Here is an 18,384-nt window from a genome sequence, read left to right as displayed (position 1 = left end):
TTCTTAGTCCTATATTAAGGTGCGATCAGCCTTACGAATCACTAGCTTAGGGGTGAATTCGTGGACTTTGCTCACCTCGTTACCAGCAATAAGATCCATTAAAACTTGCACAGCCGACTGGGCCATATCGTGAATAGGGAAGCAAACGGATGTCACTGCGGGATATAACTCGTTACAACGTTCGACACTGTCAAAGCTGACAATCGAGATATTCTCAGGCACCTTCAGGCCATGCTCATGTAAATATTGCATTGCCCCAACCGTCATTTCCTCACTACAAGAAAAAATTGCGGTTAGCTCGGGATGTCGGGTTAACAACGCTTTAGTCGCATCATAACCACTTTGCGAACCATAGTTCCCCTCTTCACACCACGATTCTGGCACGCTAACACCAGCTTTCGCCATTGTATCTAAGTAGCCTTGCTTGCGTTGTAAACTGTTTTCACGCCAAGTTGGACCGCTAATACAACCAATTATGCGATGGTTTTGCTGCAGTAGATGATCAACAGCCATCGAACTCGCTTTGTGGTGATTAAAGCGGATACAACGCTCTTCTAATGATGGAATAACACGATCTAACAAAACGAACGGTGGGTGTTGTTGTGCTAATTGACAGATATCCTCATCACTCAAATGGCGACTATGCAAAATATACCCATCGCAACGCAGTGCATGAAAACGTTCAACCGCATCTCTTTCTCCCTGTTTAGAATGGTGACCTTGAGCGGTAATTAAAAACTTATCATGGGTATCAAGTTCATTTTGAACTTGTTCCATCATCGCACCAAAAAATCCCCCAGTGTAATACGTCACCAACAATCCCATCATATTGCTGGATGATGTCGCAAGCGAACGCGCAATCGCACTAGGGCGATAGTTCAGTTCTGCCATCGCTTGCTCTACTTTCTTGCGAGTTTCTTCTCTAAATTTACCTTCACCGTTAATGATTCTGGAAACCGTGGAACGATTCACGCCTGCTAAGGCAGCAACATCTTTAATTCGTGCCATATGACCTTCAATAGCTATTACATTAGAAAGAAAAAAGCTGTCAGTAACTAAACGTTAGGGGGGAACTGAAACTGACAGCTGTCATGATACACAGGGAAGATGCTACGACTAAGTCAATACGGAATAATCCGTGACTTGGATATCACGCTGTTTTAAAAAGGCGATAAATTCTGGTGCCGACAATGTGGCTAGCTCATGCTCTCGCTGCGCGAGGTAACTGCTCATGGAACGTAACTGAGCATCCACAATCGCAGGATGGCACATGACTTCCAGCACATCGCAGTTTTGCTCATGCTCTAACATCAATTGCTTGGCATGTTCTACCGATACCTGAGTATCGTAGAATTGCTCCGTAAAATGATATCGACAACCAAACTCTTCTTGTCCAGCAAGGCCAACTCCTCGCAGTGGCACTCGATACTTCTTCGCCACTTCATAGACCGCAGGAGCAATCTGTGGATGGGTATGAGCATGATGGTGACCATCAATATGACTCAAGGTTAAACCTAGGCTAAGAAAATGCTCAACTTGCGCCACAACTTCGTCATACACTTCAACTGGATCAAAATCCTGCTTACTCCAAAATCTAGAAATTGCCGGGAAAAGACCATGATCACCTAGCAATGATTTATGACCGGTAAGAGGCTTTCCTGCCGTAAAACGCAAGTGAAGCCCAACTTTTAACTCAGGCACTTGCTTAGCAAGAGTGACAGCATGCGCTTCACCAGGCATATCAACCATAAACGTTGTTGAACGAACGACGCCTCGACGAAAAGCCTGCACGATACCGCTATTCACACCTTCTGTTAGACCAAAATCGTCGGCATTAAAAATGACCTTCATCTTTTCCTCAGCTTTTATTTTGAAGCAAGCCTACACCTTATAGTGTGGTCAACTTAAATTGTGGTAAGTACTCAGCATTTTCCCTAAGTATGTCGTCAAGGATTGCTTTCGCACGCTTAATATCTGGCACCAAAGGGTTATTCGCCAACGCCATTAATGCTTTGTCGTAATCCCCATAAACCGCCGCTTCAATCGCCAACTGTTCATAAGCTTTTACTTGGTGCAATAGACCTTTAACGTTCGGTGACATATCTCCGATAGCAATAGGTTTCGCGCCCCAGTTACCAATTACAGCGCTACATTCAATCACAGCATCATCTGGAAGCGTGTTAATTGCCCCATTATTTGGGACGTTCACAACATGAATACCGTTACGATTATTGTAGATGCCATCAACTAAGTTAAGCGAAGCATCTGAATAGTAGGCTCCTCCCCTTTCTTCCAACTCTTTTGGCTTCACATCAAGATTGACATCTTGGTAAAGTTTGAACAACGACGCTTCAGTTTTAATTACCTGTTCAGCGCGAGTACCTTGTTCACTCGCACTTTCTTTCTCTTCTTGAAGCATTGCGTCTGTTTGATAGAAATAACGATGATACGGACATGGAATAGCCCCAAGCGCCCTAAGAAAATCAGGGTCCCATGGCTCTTCAAAAATATTCTTCATGCTAAAGTTGGCACCATCACCGACTTTCTCGAGTACCGTTTCGGTGATATCGACGCCATTGAGCCATGCTTTAAGTATCCATACCAAATGATTTAGGCCTGCAAATTCAAGCTGCAATTCTTCTGGCTGGCATTCCATCATCTCCGCCACCATCATGCGCATGGAGACGGGAACGTTACACAAACCAATGCTTTTTACCTTGGTATGTTTGTTAACTGCTTCCGACACTAGCCCTGCTGGGTTAGTAAAATTTAGCATCCAAGCGTTGGGTGCCAATTCTTCAATGTCACGACAAATTTCAAGAATAACCGGAATGGTACGTAGAGCTTTAGCAAAGCCACCAGGCCCTGTCGTCTCTTGACCAATAACGTCATATTTTAATGGGATGCGTTCATCACTCGCTCGCGCTTTTAAACCGCCAACGCGAAATTGCGTCATGACAAAATCAGCGCCTTTAATCGCATCACGACGGTTTGTGCTGGCGGTAATTTTGATCTTTGCTCCAACTTTATCCACCATTCTCGTCGCTAACGCGTGGATAATATCAAGCTTCTCTTTTCCTTCATTAATATCCACTAAGTGAATTTCACTCACTGGTAAAAAATCTCGGCGCTTTAAAACACCTTCAATAAGCTCCGGCGTATAGCTGCTGCCACCACCAATGATGGCAAGCTTCAAGGCTCCTCTAGGCATACTCAATCTCCATTAAGCCACTAGCTTCTGATGTAAAGCGACCATTTCAGTCGCCATTTCATGGGCAAGAATGGTTGTCATAAGGTGATCTTGAGCGTGTACCATAACCAATGTCATTGGCACTTTCCCCTCCCCTTGATCAGCTTCAATAAGCTGCGTTTGAGTCAGGTGTGCCTTATTCAGACACTCTTTACCTTGTGCCAACTTTTCTTGTGCTCGGTCAAAATCATTATTGCGAGCAAGTTTCAACGCCTCATAACATAGGCTACGTGCTTCGCCTGCGTTGCAAATAATTTCCATCACAACCATTTCTTGGTCCATAAATCCTCCCGGTAAAAACGTATTTATTACTTACAAAATTTCAATTAAGCGGTCACACCTTGACCGTCAGCTTGCTGCTGTGTTTTCTTCTCTTCCACAGGCAACTCTTCTGCAAGCACCTGTTTCTCAAACATTTTGAAGAATGGTAGATAAAGGAAGATATCTAGAATCATCAAGCCAATCACCAAGAGCACCGGAGCAAATGTCCAACCACTACCCCAAGATGCACCGATGATTGCCGGCGTTGTCCATGGCGTCGTTGCGACTCCCATACCTACAAACCCGGCATGAACCGCGAAATAAGCGATCGTCGCGTTGATCACAGGCACAAGTAAAAACGGCAGGAACAGTGTTGGGTTTAAAACCAAAGGTGTACCAAAAATAACTGGCTCATTAATTTGGAAGAAACCCGGCACGACACTCATTCGACCAATACTTTTAAGGTGTGCTGAGCGACTAAATGCCATTAACAGCACTAGAGCAAACGTTGCACCGGAACCGCCAAGGAAGATATAAAAATCCCAGAATGGTTGAGTAAAGATATTTGGAATTGGCTCACCAGCGATAAATGCTTCAGTGTTAGCGCCAATATTGGTTAGGAAAATCGGCGACAGTAAACCAACCACAATCGCAGCGCCGTGAATACCTGCAAACCAAAGCAATTGACACAGTAGTAGAGCACCAATAATTGCCGGCAGTGAATTTGAAGCACTCACCAACGGTTTGAACGCTTCAAGAATGAGATCAGGGATTAGCATGTCAAACTGGGCTTGAACAAATATGCTCAATGGGTAAAGAGTCAAAAATACCGCTAATACCGGAATCATTACTTCAAATGAGCGAGCGATCGCTGGCGGTACTTGATCGGGCATGCGAATCGTAACGTTATGCTTTTTCAAGAAACGGTATAGCTCAACCGCAAAAAAAGCTGATAACACCCCCGTAAAGACCCCGGTTCCCCCCATATGCTGAGTTGGTAGACCACCGTTAGACAACGGCGACGCAACTAAAAGATAGGACATCAACGCAAGGGCAGCACTGGTAATGCCATCCATTTTATGCGCTTTAGCTAAGCTATGAGCCACACCTAATGTAATAAAGATCGTCATGATCCCCATCGACATATTGAATGGCATCATAATGGTATCAAAATGCGTAGTGGCGAAATCCAACCATGCTCGACCAAACGCGTTTTGCGTATCAGGGTCAAATGGCGGAAACGCAAAAATCAAAATAAAACTACCGACAATAATAAACGGTATTGAAACAATAAAGCCGTCTCGCATTGCTCTGACGTGTGGTTGATTACCTACTTTAACTGCAAGTGGTGCTATATATTTCTCGACAAAACCAAGTATCGAATCATAAAGATTCATAGTGTCCATCCTTATTTTTGGCGCAAAAAGCCACGCACCATATATTTAAATATGATGTCATCACTTTTTATTTATATTTGTTTTTAACTTATATTATGAATAAGTTAGTCAATTAGGCTCAATGCTTGAGTGAGTACCTCATCGCCTTTCATCATTCCATAATCTTGCATTGAAATAGCCGCAATGTTCTTTCCGTGTTCATCTGCGGTTTTCTTAAGTTCTTCAAGTTGAAAACGCACTTGAGGGCCAAGCAGGCAAACATCGTATTCTTTAATCGCTTCTGAAAATGCGTTAACCGCGAGCGCTTCGATTTGGCACTCGATACCACGAGCAACCGCTGCTTGTTCCATCTTTTTAACTAGCATGCTGGTCGACATACCAGCACTACAACAAAGCAAAATTTTCTTCATCATCCAGCTCCTTTATTTGATTTAGAATCAACCCACAAAAACTGTAGCAAAAATGAGCAGATCAAAAAAGCGCAACCGATTGCATTAGGCGTGAACAAAATCCCATTTTATGAAGTAAGGCTTAAAGATGAGAGACTAAATTGGCCAGCAATCGCCATAGGTGAGAATTAATGTCATTTATAAAAGCTATTTATATTGAAAAATAAATGAACATAGATTTGATTAGATCTTAGTTAGTCATACCGTTTTCAAAGTTAATTTAATTAAAGCGTTGGGCAAGAAACCGAAGGTTTATCATTAAAAGAAACACAATGGCCTATTTAAGATATCAGATTAATAATTTGTTTCATCAAGAAGGTAAAGTTAGACGTAGAGCAGCGATTTATAATATGCACAATTCACTTTATTTTTATCTATGCGAGATATCAACCGAAGATAGAGGTGTTCACCCTGCACTTCAAATAACTAACCATGAACATTATTTGATGGTTTGCAGATCCATTAAAAATGCTGATGACGGAATTGGCTTGTTTTGGGGATCTAATGGAGGAAGCTCAGCATAATAATCATCCAACTGCTTGAAGAGCCAATAGCGCGCATACAGTAAAGGCACAAAAAGCGTAATTCGGTCGGTTCCGACGACACTTCCATCCGTCAATTGTACTTCATATGCCTTTGCCGAGATGATGCCAACAAGCTCGGTATTGTCATTGTAAACACCACCACCACTCATACCAGACTGCACCGGGGCATCAGCAAGGCTCGCTGGGCATTGTTTAAATAAATCATGACCAGGTAAATAAATATCTCGATAGTACTTCCCTTGACCTGTTAAGGAGCGACCCGCCGTATTTTTACCCACGGTTGTGACCGTTTGAGAAGAATACACAACACCTAAGTTCGGGAATGGCTTATCTCGATTATCTTGTTCGATTAATGCTAAATCACAGTATGGATGGAGCGATACCACCTTACTCGCATAAAATTTCGCAACATGTTTTGCCGTGAGACTGAGATCAGGAGTTAACGGAACGCTGGTACCATGAGCACCAACCACGGAAGGAATCTCAACAGGCAAATAGTTCACATAGGGATCATCACCAGTAGCGTAATCCAACAATGAACTCGATCCCGCGCAGCCCTGAATAAACAAAGCAGAAAAGACTAACAACCACGATTGAAGACGAAACATCGAACACAGACTCGTTTGTTGATCATAACCAAAATGTAGTTACTGATTTATATATCAACAAGGGAGTTGGACGACTTTTTGAAGTAGGAGATCAATTTCAGAACGCAGATACAACAAAGCCCCGACTTTCGTCGAGGCTTTGTCATTTAAATATGGTACCGGTAGGCGGACTTGAACCGCCACGCCCGAAGGCAACGGATTTTGAATCCGTCGTGTATACCAATTTCACCATACCGGCATCTTGAGGCTATTGCCTTTCGATGTTTGGCATTATACGTAACAACGCGCGTGGTGCAAGCGTAAAAAACTGAATTACCAACCGTTTGCTGATAATTTCACCACAAAGCACCAAGCTGTGCGCAAGCTCTCTTTTCACAAGCCGTTTGAAACATTATCCTGACGCCTATTTTACAGTTTGAGAACCCATTATGACTAACCATCAGCCACTTCCACCAGCAGGCTTAATGCGACGCTTAGGTGCGCTTTTCTATGATAGTCTGATTATTATCGCAATTGAGATGATGGCAGCGGGTATCGTAGTGGCAGCTCTACAAGCCTTAATGGCGTTGAACCTCATCAACATAGCTCCTTACGCAGACATTGGTGACTTCTTGTCTAACAACCCTATCTGGAGCCCTATTTTCACCTTCTACCTAGCGGCGGTGTGGGTGTATTTTTTTGTGTTCTTCTGGACTCGCGCAGGACAAACGCTTGGCATGCGTGCTTGGAAGCTACAAGTTCGTAATTTGGACGGCGGCCGTATCACGGTAACGCAAGCATTAATTCGCCTAGCCACTTCCGGTTTTGGTTTGGCCAACCTCGCCGTACCACTCGACCCGAAAAAAAGAGCGTTCCATGACATTTGGGCCAAAACCCAAGTCATCGTTCTGCCTAAAGCACAGTAGCGGTTCGTGCGATAGAAAATGAGAAACAAAAAAGGAAGGCCGATGCCTTCCTTTTTCTTTATCAAATCAAACGGCTATCGCTTAATCGACACGAAGCTCATTCAACATTTCAGCCGGAAGCGCAAGATCATCATTCTTATTCACTGAAATACCGGCTGCGATAATTGCTTGAGCAATCTGCTTCGCCTCTTCAAGTGAGTGCATTGCCGCCGTACCACACTGATACTCATTCAACTCAGGGATCTTGTTCTGGCTCTCAACCGTTAACACATCTGCCATAGCGGCTAACCATGCTGTCGCAACCTGCTGCTCGCTCGGTGTGCCGATCAAACTCATGTAAAAACCCGTGCGGCAACCCATTGGTGAAATATCAATAATTTCAACGAATTCGCCATTAAGATGATTACGCATAAAGCCTGCATAAAGGTGCTCTAGAGTATGAATTCCTTTTTCCGACAGGATGTCTTTGTTTGGCGCAGTAAAACGCAAATCAAACACAGTAATGGTGTCACCTTTTGGCGTCGTCATGGTTTTCGCAACGCGAACTGCTGGTGCATGCATGCGAGTATGATCAACGGTAAAGCTATCTAGTAGTGGCATTGTCCTTCTCCTGCTGGCTAGAAAAACCAGCTTCTATTGTTTTCCAACTCTTGGCGGCATTGTTTAAGTTGCCAACCGTAATCCTTTGCTTGTTGCTCTACTCGACGAGCGACTTTTATCAATGAGGGTTTCGCTTGGTAGGTTTTACGCTTATAACCACCACGACCTTCGTGATAAGCCAGATATTGATTGTAAGGGTCCCATTTTGAAATCCCCAATTGCTTTTGGGTTTCACTGGTGTACCAACCAATAAACATCAGCGAATCATCAAAACTGGTTCGTGATCCACCGTGTCGGGTTGCTTTTTGAAAGTCTTCCCATGCAGGATCTTGCGCTTGAGCGTAGCCATAGGCGCTGCTCACTCGCCCCCAAGGAATAAACCCTAACAGGTAATCTTTTGGTGGTCTAGCATCATGACGGAAGCTACTTTCTTGCTTCACAAACGCCATGGCGATATTAATGGGAGTCCCCCACTCTTCTTGCATATCCACAGCATCATCATACCAACTAGGATTTTCACGGAAAATCGAACAGATATTACTTTGATTGGCAGGTGGCGGTGTGGCGCAGCCAGCAAGGCTAGTTACGCCAATCAGTAGCGCCAGTTTGAGAATCCTTTCTTTGTGCATAATGACTGCTTTATTTTAGGTAGGCGAAGTAGTCTTCTAGAAATTGATCGAAACCAACCGTGTCTGACGCTTCTTGAGCGGCTAGAGCTTCACGGGATCGCATCACCTCTTGTTCCATTTTTTCTTGGTTGTAGTAACCATATTGGTGAGCTAGATGCTCTTCACGGTACTGCTTACCAAAAGCACAACCTAAACCACCCAAACCGCCTAAACGCTTGGTGTCTTCTAGCAGTTGACCGGAAATCGTCAGCTCAGGGTTATCAACCCAAGAAAGAAGCTTGTCGCATACGGCTTGATATTCATTACCGCCTAATGCCGCATCCATTTGGACTGCAACTTCAGTGAGTTCTGCAAACACGCGTTTCGCCCACTCTTGCAACGTCAAGGTTTCGCCTTTGCAGCCAATTTGCAGCTCAAGACCCACTTTGCGACCTTCTACGATCACTTTATTCCAATTTTCTCGCCAACAAGCTTGTTCACAAAAATCCATCGGATCAGAATCAGTCAGAGCAGCCCATGCTAGGAACAAATCAAGAAAACGAATTTGATCTTTATCCAAACCAATCGAGCTGTATGGGTTCACATCCAATGAGCGAACTTCAATGTATTCCACGCCACCACGGGTCAGTGCTTCTGATGGTTTTTCACCCTCTTTAGCGACACGCTTAGGTCGGATCGGTGCATAAAGCTCATTTTCAATTTGCAGCACATTACTGTTTAGCTGGCGGTATTCACCATCGACTTTGACGCCAATTTCAGCAAACTCTTCTGAAGGAGTACGAATCGCACTGTTTAACCCCTCAAGATATTGCTCGATACTATTGAAGCCGATTTGCAATACGCTTTGCGCACTATTGGTATAACCTAAATCACTTAAACGCAGTGACGTTGCTTGCGGTAAAAACAGCGTTTGGCCGATGTTTTCAAATGGTAATTTCGTATCACGCCCTTTAATAAACGATGGGCATAATGCCGGTGACGCACCAAAGAAGAACGGAATCAACCAACCAAAGCGGTAGTAGTTACGAATTAAGGCAAAGTAACCATCCGACTTGGTCGCTTGACGCGCCGCTTCATCTTGTTCGCCATACAACTGATCCCAAAACGTTTCTGGGAAAGAAAAGTTAAAGTGTACACCTGAGATAATTTGCATCAGGCTGCCGTAACGGCGCTTAAGCCCCTCACGGTATAACGTTTTCATTTTACCTGAGTTTGAACTGCCGTATTGCGCGAGATTAATATCTTGCTCATCGCCAACATAGCAAGGCATCGACAAAGGCCACATTTTTTCTTCACCAAGATGAGTTTGAGTGAAGTGATGAATGTCCTCTAACTGAGCAACTAAGGTATCGATATCACGAGAAACTGGCGTGATAAATTCAAGTAGTGATTCAGAAAAGTCTGTCGTAATCCATTTGTTTGCGTAAGCTGAACCCAATCCATCTGGGTGCTGAGTCGTTGAAAGCTTACCATCCTGCTTATAACGCAAGGTTTCTCTTTCCACGCCACGACCGAAGGTTTTAAATACTTCAGGATTACGTGACACTCGCTCTAATCGCGCAGCAAAATCTGTCAAAATGGGATCGCCTATGTTCATTGTTCTGCGTATAAATACGAGAACTGGCTTAATAAATTCTGGCGCGCGGCAAGGACTGCCACGCGACGTATCCACTCTTTATGTGTCCTCTAACGGACAATTTCAAGTTCTTTAACTGGAATCTGTAATGATTCCAATTGTGGTTTCAAGCGTTCCGCATCCCCCACCACAATAATTTGGTAGTCACCCGGCTCAAACCATTTCTTCGCAAGTGAGTTAAGAGTGTCTTTATCAACACGCTCGACTATCTCATTTCTTTGCTGAAGGTAGTTGTCATCTAGACTGTAGGACAAGATGCTGCCTAACAAACGCGTTTTCTGCGATGGTGTTTCATATTTTAACGCATCTTGCTGACCGACCGCTAAACGTAAAAACGCCAGCTCTTGTTCCGTCATTCCCGATTGACTGTATGTCGCCAACTCTTTTTGCATTTCTTTAATCGAATCAACGGTCGCGTCCGCACGTACTTGGGCAGAAAAAACAACAGCGCCTACCTCTCGATTAGCGGCAAGATACCCACTCGCCCCATAAGTGTAGCCTTTGTCTTCGCGTAGGTTTTGATTCAATCGACTATTGAAATTACCCGCTAGGTTAAAGTTGGCTAGTTGAGTAAGAAAAACCTCACCTGTCGCATCAAACGGTAAGCCTTGACGCACCATACGCACAATACTTTGTGGCGCTCCTGGTTTATCAACTAAATAAATCGATTGCCCCTCAACCGCCTTGATAAGTTGCGGTCTTAACAACGGCGCGGGCTCACCATGCCAGTCGTCAATGAAGCTTAATTGCTCGGTAAGATCTCTTTGTCTGATATCACCAACTACGACAATCTGAGTACCTTGCGGCGTATATTGTTTGCGATAGAAGGCTTTCACATCATCCAATGTGAGAGATTTAACTGATTCTTCGGTTCCATCACTGGCACGCTGATAAATTGAGTCTGCAAACAACACCTGACGGGTTGCTTGAGATGCAAGCCAGCTTGGTTTTTGATGCTGATATACTACGCCTTCCAGCATTTGTTGCTTCACGCGAGCAAAGTCCTGTTCACGAAATGCCGGCTTAGACAAAACCTCTTCAACAATCGCCAAAGTTTGTGGCAAGTACTTCTCTAAGCTAGAAATCGAAACTGTGGAGGTATAACTGCCCGCACTAATCGACACATGGCTGCCTATTTTATCCAAACGAGCTTGTAGCTGCTCAAGTGTTGAATCAAGCGTTCCTTCTTGCAGCATCGCCGCTGTTAAATTCGCTAAACCTTCTTTACCTTGAGTAACATAGCGCTCTCCTGCAGGAAAGCGTATATCCATCTCGATGGTTGGCGTTTCATCCGTTACTGTTCCCAGTAGTTCGACACCATTATCGAAGAAAACTCGATATAACGATGGCATTTGCGCTTTTACAGGTTCAGCAACCTGCGGCATCAAGTTACGATCGAAATCATCGCTTGCTCGGCGATAATCAAGTTGCGCTTCGGTGATTTTTTGGTATTCCGGCAATTGGCGCGGTGGCGTTACAAAGTTACTCGGAGCGACAGCAAAGTTAAGTTTGCCTCTCGGCACAACGCTTAACGTCACTTTATGATGGCCGTTGATGTATTGCTTATAAGCCGCCATCACAGAATCTGCCGTGATAGCGCGAATGCTTGCTAATTGAGATTGCAGACGATCCGGTTCGCCATAGAAGGTTTCATTGGAAGCCAACTGACTCACTTTCCCCTTCACACTTTGCAGAGCAAACACCGCATCAGCTTCTGCCATGCCATTAATCTGCTCTAAACGCTCTTGGCTAATACCTTGAGATTCAAATTGTGCCAATACTTGCATCATTTCATTGTACAAAGGTTGCAGCTGACCTTGCTCGCCGGATGGCGCCATCGCATAAACATAAAAATTACACGACAGCTCAGCACAGTCTTGAAATGCCCCTGCATCTACCGCTTTTTGTGTTTTCACCAATTTTTGATACAACAAGGAATTGGCTCCATCACCTAATGTTGAAGCTAGTGCATCAAGCGCCATTTCATCTTGATGTCCGCGATATTGAGTTGGCCAACCAATAACCACCATCGGTTGTTGAATTCGATCTTCCAAAGTGATGTATTTGTCTTGGTTTAGGGATGCAGGTTGCTTAGGCGCATCTTCTACCGCAGGGCCTTCAGGAATAGACCCAAAGTACTTATTTACCCACTCTAACGTTTGATCGACATCGATATCACCACCGATGGTCAATACCGCATTATTTGGCCCGTACCAACGCAGGAAAAATGCCTTAAGGTCATTCACATCAACACGATCAAGATCATCTACGTACCCAATGGTTTGCCATGAATATGGATGACCTTCAGGGTACATCGCTTCACTCATTTTCTCCCATATCAAACCATAAGGGCGGTTGTCGAAGTTCTGTGCGCGTTCGTTTTTCACTGTATCACGCTGAATTTCAAATTTTCGTTGTGAAACCGCATCAAGTAAAAAACCCATGCGGTCAGACTCAAGCCACAACATTTTTTCCAATTGATTAGCAGGCACCGTTTCAAAATAATTGGTGCGATCACGATTCGTGGTACCGTTTAGTGTGCCACCCGCCTCAGTGATTAAACGGAAATGCTCTTGATCACCAACATGCTCGCTACCTTGAAACATCATGTGTTCAAAGAAGTGGGCAAAACCCGACTTACCAATCTCTTCACGTGCGGAACCTACATGATAGGTAACATCAACATGCACCAATGGATCAGAGTGATCTGGCGTTAAGATAACGGTAAGACCGTTATCGAGCTTATATTTACTGTATGGGATGGTTGCTTTACCCGCGACGGAATCAACCTCTTCAATGAGTGTGACGCCCGCAGGCAAGGAAGAGAAAAACGGTACGGAATAGTCGATATTTGAGGTGCAGCCAGCCAATGTGGCAAGAGAAAGCGCACCCAGTAAAAATTTCTTCATCGTATTTCCTTAGAAAAAACCGTAATAAAGAGCGGTAAGAAGGGAGTATCGAAATGCTTTGCCAATCAAAATAAGCCAAAACACGGGCAAAAAGCGCATCCGTACCCACCCAGCCGCTAAACATAAAGGATCACCAATGACCGGCAACCAACTAAAAAACAATGACCAATAACCGTATTTTTGTAGCCACTGTATGGCTTTATGACCATGTTTTTCATTTTGAGTTCGATTAGGTAACCAGAGTCCTAGCCAATAGTTGGTTAAACCGCCAAGTGTATTACCGATAGTCGCCACTAAAATAACAATGCTTGGCGTATATTGATTAAGGCTGAGGGTTGCAATCAGTCCAGCCTCCGAACCTCCAGGTAACAATGTCGCACTTAAAAAACCACTAAAAAACAATACCCAAAGGGCCGAATCAGAAAACCATAATGCGAAGGTGTGAAACGCGGAATTAAACGTTTCTAGCATTGCATATCCAACAAAATCTTACCTCGTGTATGCCCTGTTTCCATCTGTTTGTGGGCTTCAACTACCTTATCCATTGGGTAGATTTGATAAATTTCTGTTTTCAACAAACCGATACTCACCATATACAGCATGGTATCGAGTTGTTGCGGATTAGGATCAACCAACATACCGGTCGCATCAAAACCTAATAATTGAGCTTTCTCGCAAATCAGCTCTGCACTTAACGTTGGAAGCGTTACCACTCTTGCTCCATCTTTCAAGCATTTCAGGGCATCTAACGCAGCATCGCCCCCAATAAGGTCAATTAATACATCCGCTTCTTCTACTCGTTCAGAGACAGGAGAGAATCGGTAGTTGACCGCATGAGCTCCCAGCGTCGCGAGATAATCCAAATTAGCCTCACTACAAGTGGTAAAGACTTCGGCTTTTGCCGCCACCGCTAATTGCACCGCAATATGCCCTACGCCTCCGGCACCCGCAAGAATAAGTACTCGCTCTCCTTCTTGCACTGAGACTTTATCAAGCGCTTGTACGGCGGTTTGTCCCGCGAGAGGTAATGCAGCGGCAGCTTCAAGCGTCACTGCGTCGGGCACCACACTCAAGACGCTCTCTGCAACCGATATATATTGGCTATATCCACCACCTTGTAGTGGAAAACCAATAAATCCAGCCACTTTGTCGCCAACGTCTAAGCGTTCAACCCCCAAACCACACTCAATCACTTCCCCTGAAATGTCATAACCGAGTACCCAAGGTAAATTTCCTTTATTCTGCGCCGCCGCCCAGCCTAAACCTGCTCGTGTTTTTACATCAATGGGATTGATACCTGCAAACGCAACTTTGATTACCACTTCACCAACATTAGCACTAGGTCGCTCGGCTTGTTGAATGCTCAGCACGTTTGGCTCACCAAACTGTGGGATGACAATCTGTTTGTTTTCCATATCAACTAATCCTTATTGATGTAAAAAGGGATGCCGAAGCATCCCTTGAATATATAACATTTGCTTTGCTTTAGTTAACCACTTGATCGCAATTTAACCAAGTTATTACCTAAATGATCAGCCACTTAGAGTGGGTTCTAGCCAACTAGAGCCAACAATATACCCGCTGCAACCGCAGAACCAAGCACACCTGCAACGTTTGGCCCCATCGCGTGCATCAGCAAAAAGTTTTGTGGATTTGCTTCCAGACCAACTTTGTTGACCACACGCGCCGCCATTGGTACCGCAGAAACGCCCGCAGCGCCAATCAATGGGTTAATGTCTTCTTTGGAGAACTTATTCAACAGTTTTGCCATTAAGACACCACCGGCCGTACCGATACTAAATGCCACCGCACCTAAGCCTAAGATACCCAGCGTTTCTAAGTTCAAAAACTCTTCCGCTTGCAGCTTAGAGCCAACACCGAGACCAAGAAAAATGGTCACGATATTGATCAACTCATTTTGTGCCGTCTTAGACAAACGATCCACCACACCGGCTTCACGCATTAAATTGCCAAGACAGAACATACCCACAAGTGGTGTTGCTGATGGTAGGAACAAAATGGTCATCATCAAGACAGCAAGAGGAAACAGGATCTTTTCTGTTTTACCTACGTGACGCAGTTGAGCCATTTTAATTTTACGCTCTTCTGGGGTCGTCAATGCTTTCATGATCGGTGGTTGAATGATCGGTACTAAAGCCATATAGCTATAGGCTGCAACAGCAATCGCCCCGAGCAAGTCTGGTGACAGCTTACTGGCGAGGAAGATCGCCGTTGGGCCATCAGCACCACCAATAATGGCAATCGATGCAGCATCCGGCATGGTAAATTCCATCCCAGGAATATAGTTAAGTAATATCGCCCCAAACAAGGTAGCGAAAATACCAAACTGAGCCGCAGCACCTAACCATAACGTTTTTGGGTTAGCGATCAGAGCACCAAAGTCCGTCATTGCCCCTACACCCATAAAGATAAGTAACGGGAATATGCCCGTATCGATACCCAAATAGTAGATGTAGTAAAGCATGCCGCCTGGCTCGGTAAAGCCTGCATTGGGGATATTTGCCAAAATGGCACCGAAACCAATCGGTAACAACAGTAAGGGTTCAAACCCCTTACGAATGGCTAAATACAGCAGAGTACAGCCAACTGCGATCATACACAGCTGACCAAACTCAAAATTAGCAATGCCGGTTTCTGCCCAGAGAGTCAATAATCCTTCCATGGTACTCCCTTACGCTAAGCTTAGTAGCGGCGAGCCAACAACAACTGAATCACCTTCTTTAACATGAAGATCTTGTACGATACCGCCACGTGCTGCGCGGACTTCAGTTTCCATCTTCATTGCTTCAAGAATCAGCAATACATCACCTTCAGCGACTTCTGAGCCACTTTGTACATTCACTTTAAAGATGTTGCCTGCCAATGGTGCTGGTACCGCTTCTGCATCCCCAACTGGTGCGGCCGCCGGTGCAGCGTTAGCTGATGCAGCACTCGGCGCAACCGACTTCAATTGGCCTTGAGGACCAACTTCAACATCGTACACTTGGCCATCAACCTTAACGCTATAAGTTTCAATACCACCTTGTGCCGGCGCAGCCACTGGAGCAACGGCAACAGGTTCATTGCCAGGTGCTGGTTCAAATGCTTCTGGATTACGGCGATTCTTCAGGAACTTAAGGCCAACTTGTGGGAACAAAGCGTAAGTCAGTACATCGTCTACGGTATCTTCAGCAAGAGAAATACCGTCTTCCTTCGCTTTAATCAAAAGATCGTCAGTCAAGGTATGCAGTTCTGCTTTTAGTAAATCAGCAGGACGACAAGTCACAGGCTCTGCGCCATCTAGCACTTTAGCCTGTAGCTCAGCATTGACTTGCGCTGGAGCCGCGCCGTATTCGCCTTTTAAGACACCCGCCGTTTCTTTGGTGATGCTCTTGTAACGTTCGCCAGTTAGAACGTTGATCACCGCTTGAGTACCAACAATTTGCGATGTTGGCGTTACCAATGGGATGTAACCTAAATCTTGACGCACGCGAGGGATTTCTTCGAGTACTTCATCCATGCGATCGGCAGCGCCTTGCTCTTTCAACTGAGCTTCCATATTGGTTAGCATTCCACCCGGCACTTGAGCAATCAGAATGCGCGAATCCACACCCTTCATTTTGCCTTCAAATTTCGCGTATTTTTTACGTACTTCACGGAAGTAAGCCGCAATTGGCTCAAGCTGCTCTAAATCTAAATTAGTGTCACGCTCAGTGCCTTGTAGCATCGCAACAACGGTTTCCGTTGGCGTATGACCATAGGTACAACTCATTGAAGAGATTGCGGTATCGAGAATATCAATGCCCGCTTCAACCGCTTTAACTGCGGTAGCAGTCGAAAGACCGGTCGTCGCATGACAATGCAGGGCTAACGGCACGTCACAAGACGCTTTAATACGTGTAATGAGTTCCTCTGCTTCATAAGGACGTAGCAGTCCAGACATGTCTTTAATACATAAAGAATGACAGCCAAGATCTTCTAGGCGCTTCGCAAGATCGACCCAAGTCTCAATCGTATGAACAGGACTGGTCGTATAAGAAAGTGTTCCTTGAGCATGCGCACCAACGTCCACTGTCGCTTTAACGGCTTTTTGGAAGTTACGCACATCATTCATCGCATCAAAAATACGGAAAACATCCATACCGTTGGCATGTGCGCGTTCAACAAATTTTTCAACCACGTCGTCAGCATAGTGACGGTAACCCAAAAGGTTCTGACCACGCAGTAGCATTTGCATTGGTGTGTTCGGCATTGCTTTTTTTAGTTCACGCAAGCGCTCCCATGGATCTTCACCCAAGAAACGGATACACGCATCGAACGTTGCTCCACCCCAAGTTTCTAAAGACCAGTAACCAATTTTATCCAGCTCAGCGGCAATCGGTAACATATCTTCAATGCGCATACGCGTTGCAAATAACGATTGATGGGCGTCACGAAGTACCACATCGGTTAAAGCTAGTGGTTTAGACATGCTCATTAACTCCTTTTAAATCCTTTTTATGCTATTTCGCGGTCGAGGTACGGTACTGGTGTACCGCAGCGGAAATTGCCGCCGCTACCTGTGGGCTTACAGCTGAAGATGATTGAACTTTTTTATTTTGTTTGGGGGCAGAGATCGGCTCTGGTACCTCTTCCGGTACTAATTTAGACATTAACCGAACAAGATATACGAGAATAGTGAGGAAAATAAAGACTACCGACATCCCCGTTATCATGAGAGTGGCAGCATCAAATAGTTGGCTTCCAATAGTGTCCATTTCGCGTCCTTTCTTTGTCATCCTGACAATAGCCTAAGCAGTGTAATTTCTTGGGCTGTATCGAACCTTACTGCTTATGCAACTAAGCACATCTAGGTGCAATCTATTGTCGAAAATGCATTCATTGATCCCGACAAGAGGTCTAGGATTATCTCGATTGGTTAAACTTTGTCAATTTTGTTTAAAGCAGTCTTCACGATAAAGCACATTTCTAGGGAAATATTCGTCACACAAATCACATAAAGCTGAAATATATCCGTCAAAAAGAATAAATAACTACTTATTATCTAACGTTATTCCAATTACCGAATACTTGCTGCGATAGGCTTAAAAATTCTGAAATAAATTCTTTCAAAACAATAGGTTGTATATGGAGGGTAAACAAAATGATAAGATTTTGTTAATAAAAAAGCCCCGCATTTCTGCGAGGCTTTAGAA

Annotated in this window: 17 protein-coding genes and 1 tRNA gene; 1 reads left to right on the top strand and 17 read right to left on the bottom strand. The window is 44.6% G+C overall.

The features are described 5' to 3' along the window. Positions 1-9: 9 nt before the first annotated feature. The 8 genes from RH85_RS18240 to RH85_RS18205 form a co-directional block, all read right to left on the bottom strand. Positions 10-1,008 (bottom strand): LacI family DNA-binding transcriptional regulator, encoded by a 999-nt coding sequence (locus tag RH85_RS18240; protein WP_006714193.1) that lies wholly within the window; start codon positions 1,006-1,008, stop codon positions 10-12. Positions 1,009-1,116: 108 nt separating this feature from the next. Then, positions 1,117-1,851: a chitin disaccharide deacetylase gene (gene chbG, locus RH85_RS18235; RefSeq protein WP_006714192.1), complete on the bottom strand. Its 735-nt coding sequence runs from the start codon at positions 1,849-1,851 to the stop codon at positions 1,117-1,119. Between the two features lie 37 nt (positions 1,852-1,888). Further along, complete coding sequence (locus RH85_RS18230) at positions 1,889-3,211, bottom strand: 6-phospho-beta-glucosidase (protein ID WP_006714191.1); 1,323 nt, start codon at positions 3,209-3,211, stop codon at positions 1,889-1,891. A 12-nt stretch (positions 3,212-3,223) separates the two neighbouring features. Beyond that, positions 3,224-3,532, bottom strand: coding sequence for a PTS lactose/cellobiose transporter subunit IIA (locus tag RH85_RS18225; protein WP_006714190.1), 309 nt, complete (start codon positions 3,530-3,532; stop codon positions 3,224-3,226). Between the two features lie 44 nt (positions 3,533-3,576). After that, a complete protein-coding gene (locus RH85_RS18220; protein WP_006714189.1) occupies positions 3,577-4,908 on the bottom strand; it encodes a PTS sugar transporter subunit IIC in 1,332 nt (443 codons plus the stop codon). Positions 4,909-5,012: 104 nt separating this feature from the next. Next, on the bottom strand, positions 5,013-5,318 hold the full coding sequence (locus RH85_RS18215; protein ID WP_006714188.1) for a PTS sugar transporter subunit IIB: 306 nt from the start codon (positions 5,316-5,318) through the stop codon (positions 5,013-5,015). A 478-nt stretch (positions 5,319-5,796) separates the two neighbouring features. Then, complete coding sequence (locus RH85_RS18210) at positions 5,797-6,510, bottom strand: trypsin-like peptidase domain-containing protein (RefSeq protein WP_006714187.1); 714 nt, start codon at positions 6,508-6,510, stop codon at positions 5,797-5,799. A gap of 153 nt (positions 6,511-6,663) precedes the next feature. Beyond that, positions 6,664-6,748: transfer RNA gene (locus RH85_RS18205), tRNA-Leu, on the bottom strand. A gap of 190 nt (positions 6,749-6,938) precedes the next feature. On the opposite strand from RH85_RS18205, the gene RH85_RS18200 reads away from it, so the two are divergent. Beyond that, positions 6,939-7,415 (top strand): RDD family protein, encoded by a 477-nt coding sequence (locus RH85_RS18200; RefSeq protein WP_006714186.1) that lies wholly within the window; start codon positions 6,939-6,941, stop codon positions 7,413-7,415. An 81-nt stretch (positions 7,416-7,496) separates the two neighbouring features. Here RH85_RS18200 and luxS read toward each other — a convergent pair whose 3' ends face one another. The 9 genes from luxS to RH85_RS18155 all read right to left on the bottom strand — a co-directional run bounded on the left by luxS (position 7,497) and on the right by RH85_RS18155 (position 17,946). Beyond that, positions 7,497-8,015 (bottom strand): S-ribosylhomocysteine lyase, encoded by a 519-nt coding sequence (gene luxS, locus RH85_RS18195; protein WP_006714185.1) that lies wholly within the window; start codon positions 8,013-8,015, stop codon positions 7,497-7,499. A 17-nt stretch (positions 8,016-8,032) separates the two neighbouring features. Next, positions 8,033-8,644 (bottom strand): transglycosylase SLT domain-containing protein, encoded by a 612-nt coding sequence (locus tag RH85_RS18190; RefSeq protein ID WP_006714184.1) that lies wholly within the window; start codon positions 8,642-8,644, stop codon positions 8,033-8,035. A 10-nt stretch (positions 8,645-8,654) separates the two neighbouring features. After that, on the bottom strand, positions 8,655-10,220 hold the full coding sequence (gene gshA / locus RH85_RS18185) for a glutamate--cysteine ligase (protein WP_006714183.1): 1,566 nt from the start codon (positions 10,218-10,220) through the stop codon (positions 8,655-8,657). A 110-nt stretch (positions 10,221-10,330) separates the two neighbouring features. Continuing rightward, a complete protein-coding gene (locus RH85_RS18180) occupies positions 10,331-13,189 on the bottom strand; it encodes a M16 family metallopeptidase (RefSeq protein WP_006714182.1) in 2,859 nt (952 codons plus the stop codon). Positions 13,190-13,198: 9 nt separating this feature from the next. After that, positions 13,199-13,660, bottom strand: coding sequence for a YqaA family protein (locus RH85_RS18175; RefSeq protein WP_006714181.1), 462 nt, complete (start codon positions 13,658-13,660; stop codon positions 13,199-13,201). Then, the gene (locus tag RH85_RS18170; protein ID WP_006714180.1) at positions 13,654-14,604 is read right to left on the bottom strand and encodes an NADP-dependent oxidoreductase; all 951 of its coding nucleotides are present in this window, start codon (positions 14,602-14,604) and stop codon (positions 13,654-13,656) included. Before RH85_RS18170 ends, RH85_RS18175 begins: the two co-directional genes overlap by 7 nt. Before the next feature lie 137 nt (positions 14,605-14,741). Beyond that, positions 14,742-15,872: a sodium ion-translocating decarboxylase subunit beta gene (locus RH85_RS18165; RefSeq protein WP_005593992.1), complete on the bottom strand. Its 1,131-nt coding sequence runs from the start codon at positions 15,870-15,872 to the stop codon at positions 14,742-14,744. A gap of 9 nt (positions 15,873-15,881) precedes the next feature. Next, on the bottom strand, positions 15,882-17,660 hold the full coding sequence (gene oadA / locus RH85_RS18160; RefSeq protein ID WP_006714179.1) for a sodium-extruding oxaloacetate decarboxylase subunit alpha: 1,779 nt from the start codon (positions 17,658-17,660) through the stop codon (positions 15,882-15,884). A gap of 31 nt (positions 17,661-17,691) precedes the next feature. Continuing rightward, complete coding sequence (locus RH85_RS18155) at positions 17,692-17,946, bottom strand: oxaloacetate decarboxylase subunit gamma (protein WP_039949326.1); 255 nt, start codon at positions 17,944-17,946, stop codon at positions 17,692-17,694. Positions 17,947-18,384 lie beyond the last annotated feature (438 nt).

The organism is Vibrio ichthyoenteri ATCC 700023, assembly GCF_000222605.1.
GTDB lineage: Bacteria > Pseudomonadota > Gammaproteobacteria > Enterobacterales > Vibrionaceae > Vibrio > Vibrio ichthyoenteri.
The sequence above is the reverse complement of the archived record's forward strand: the minus strand, read 5'-3'. Positions and strand labels throughout refer to the sequence as shown.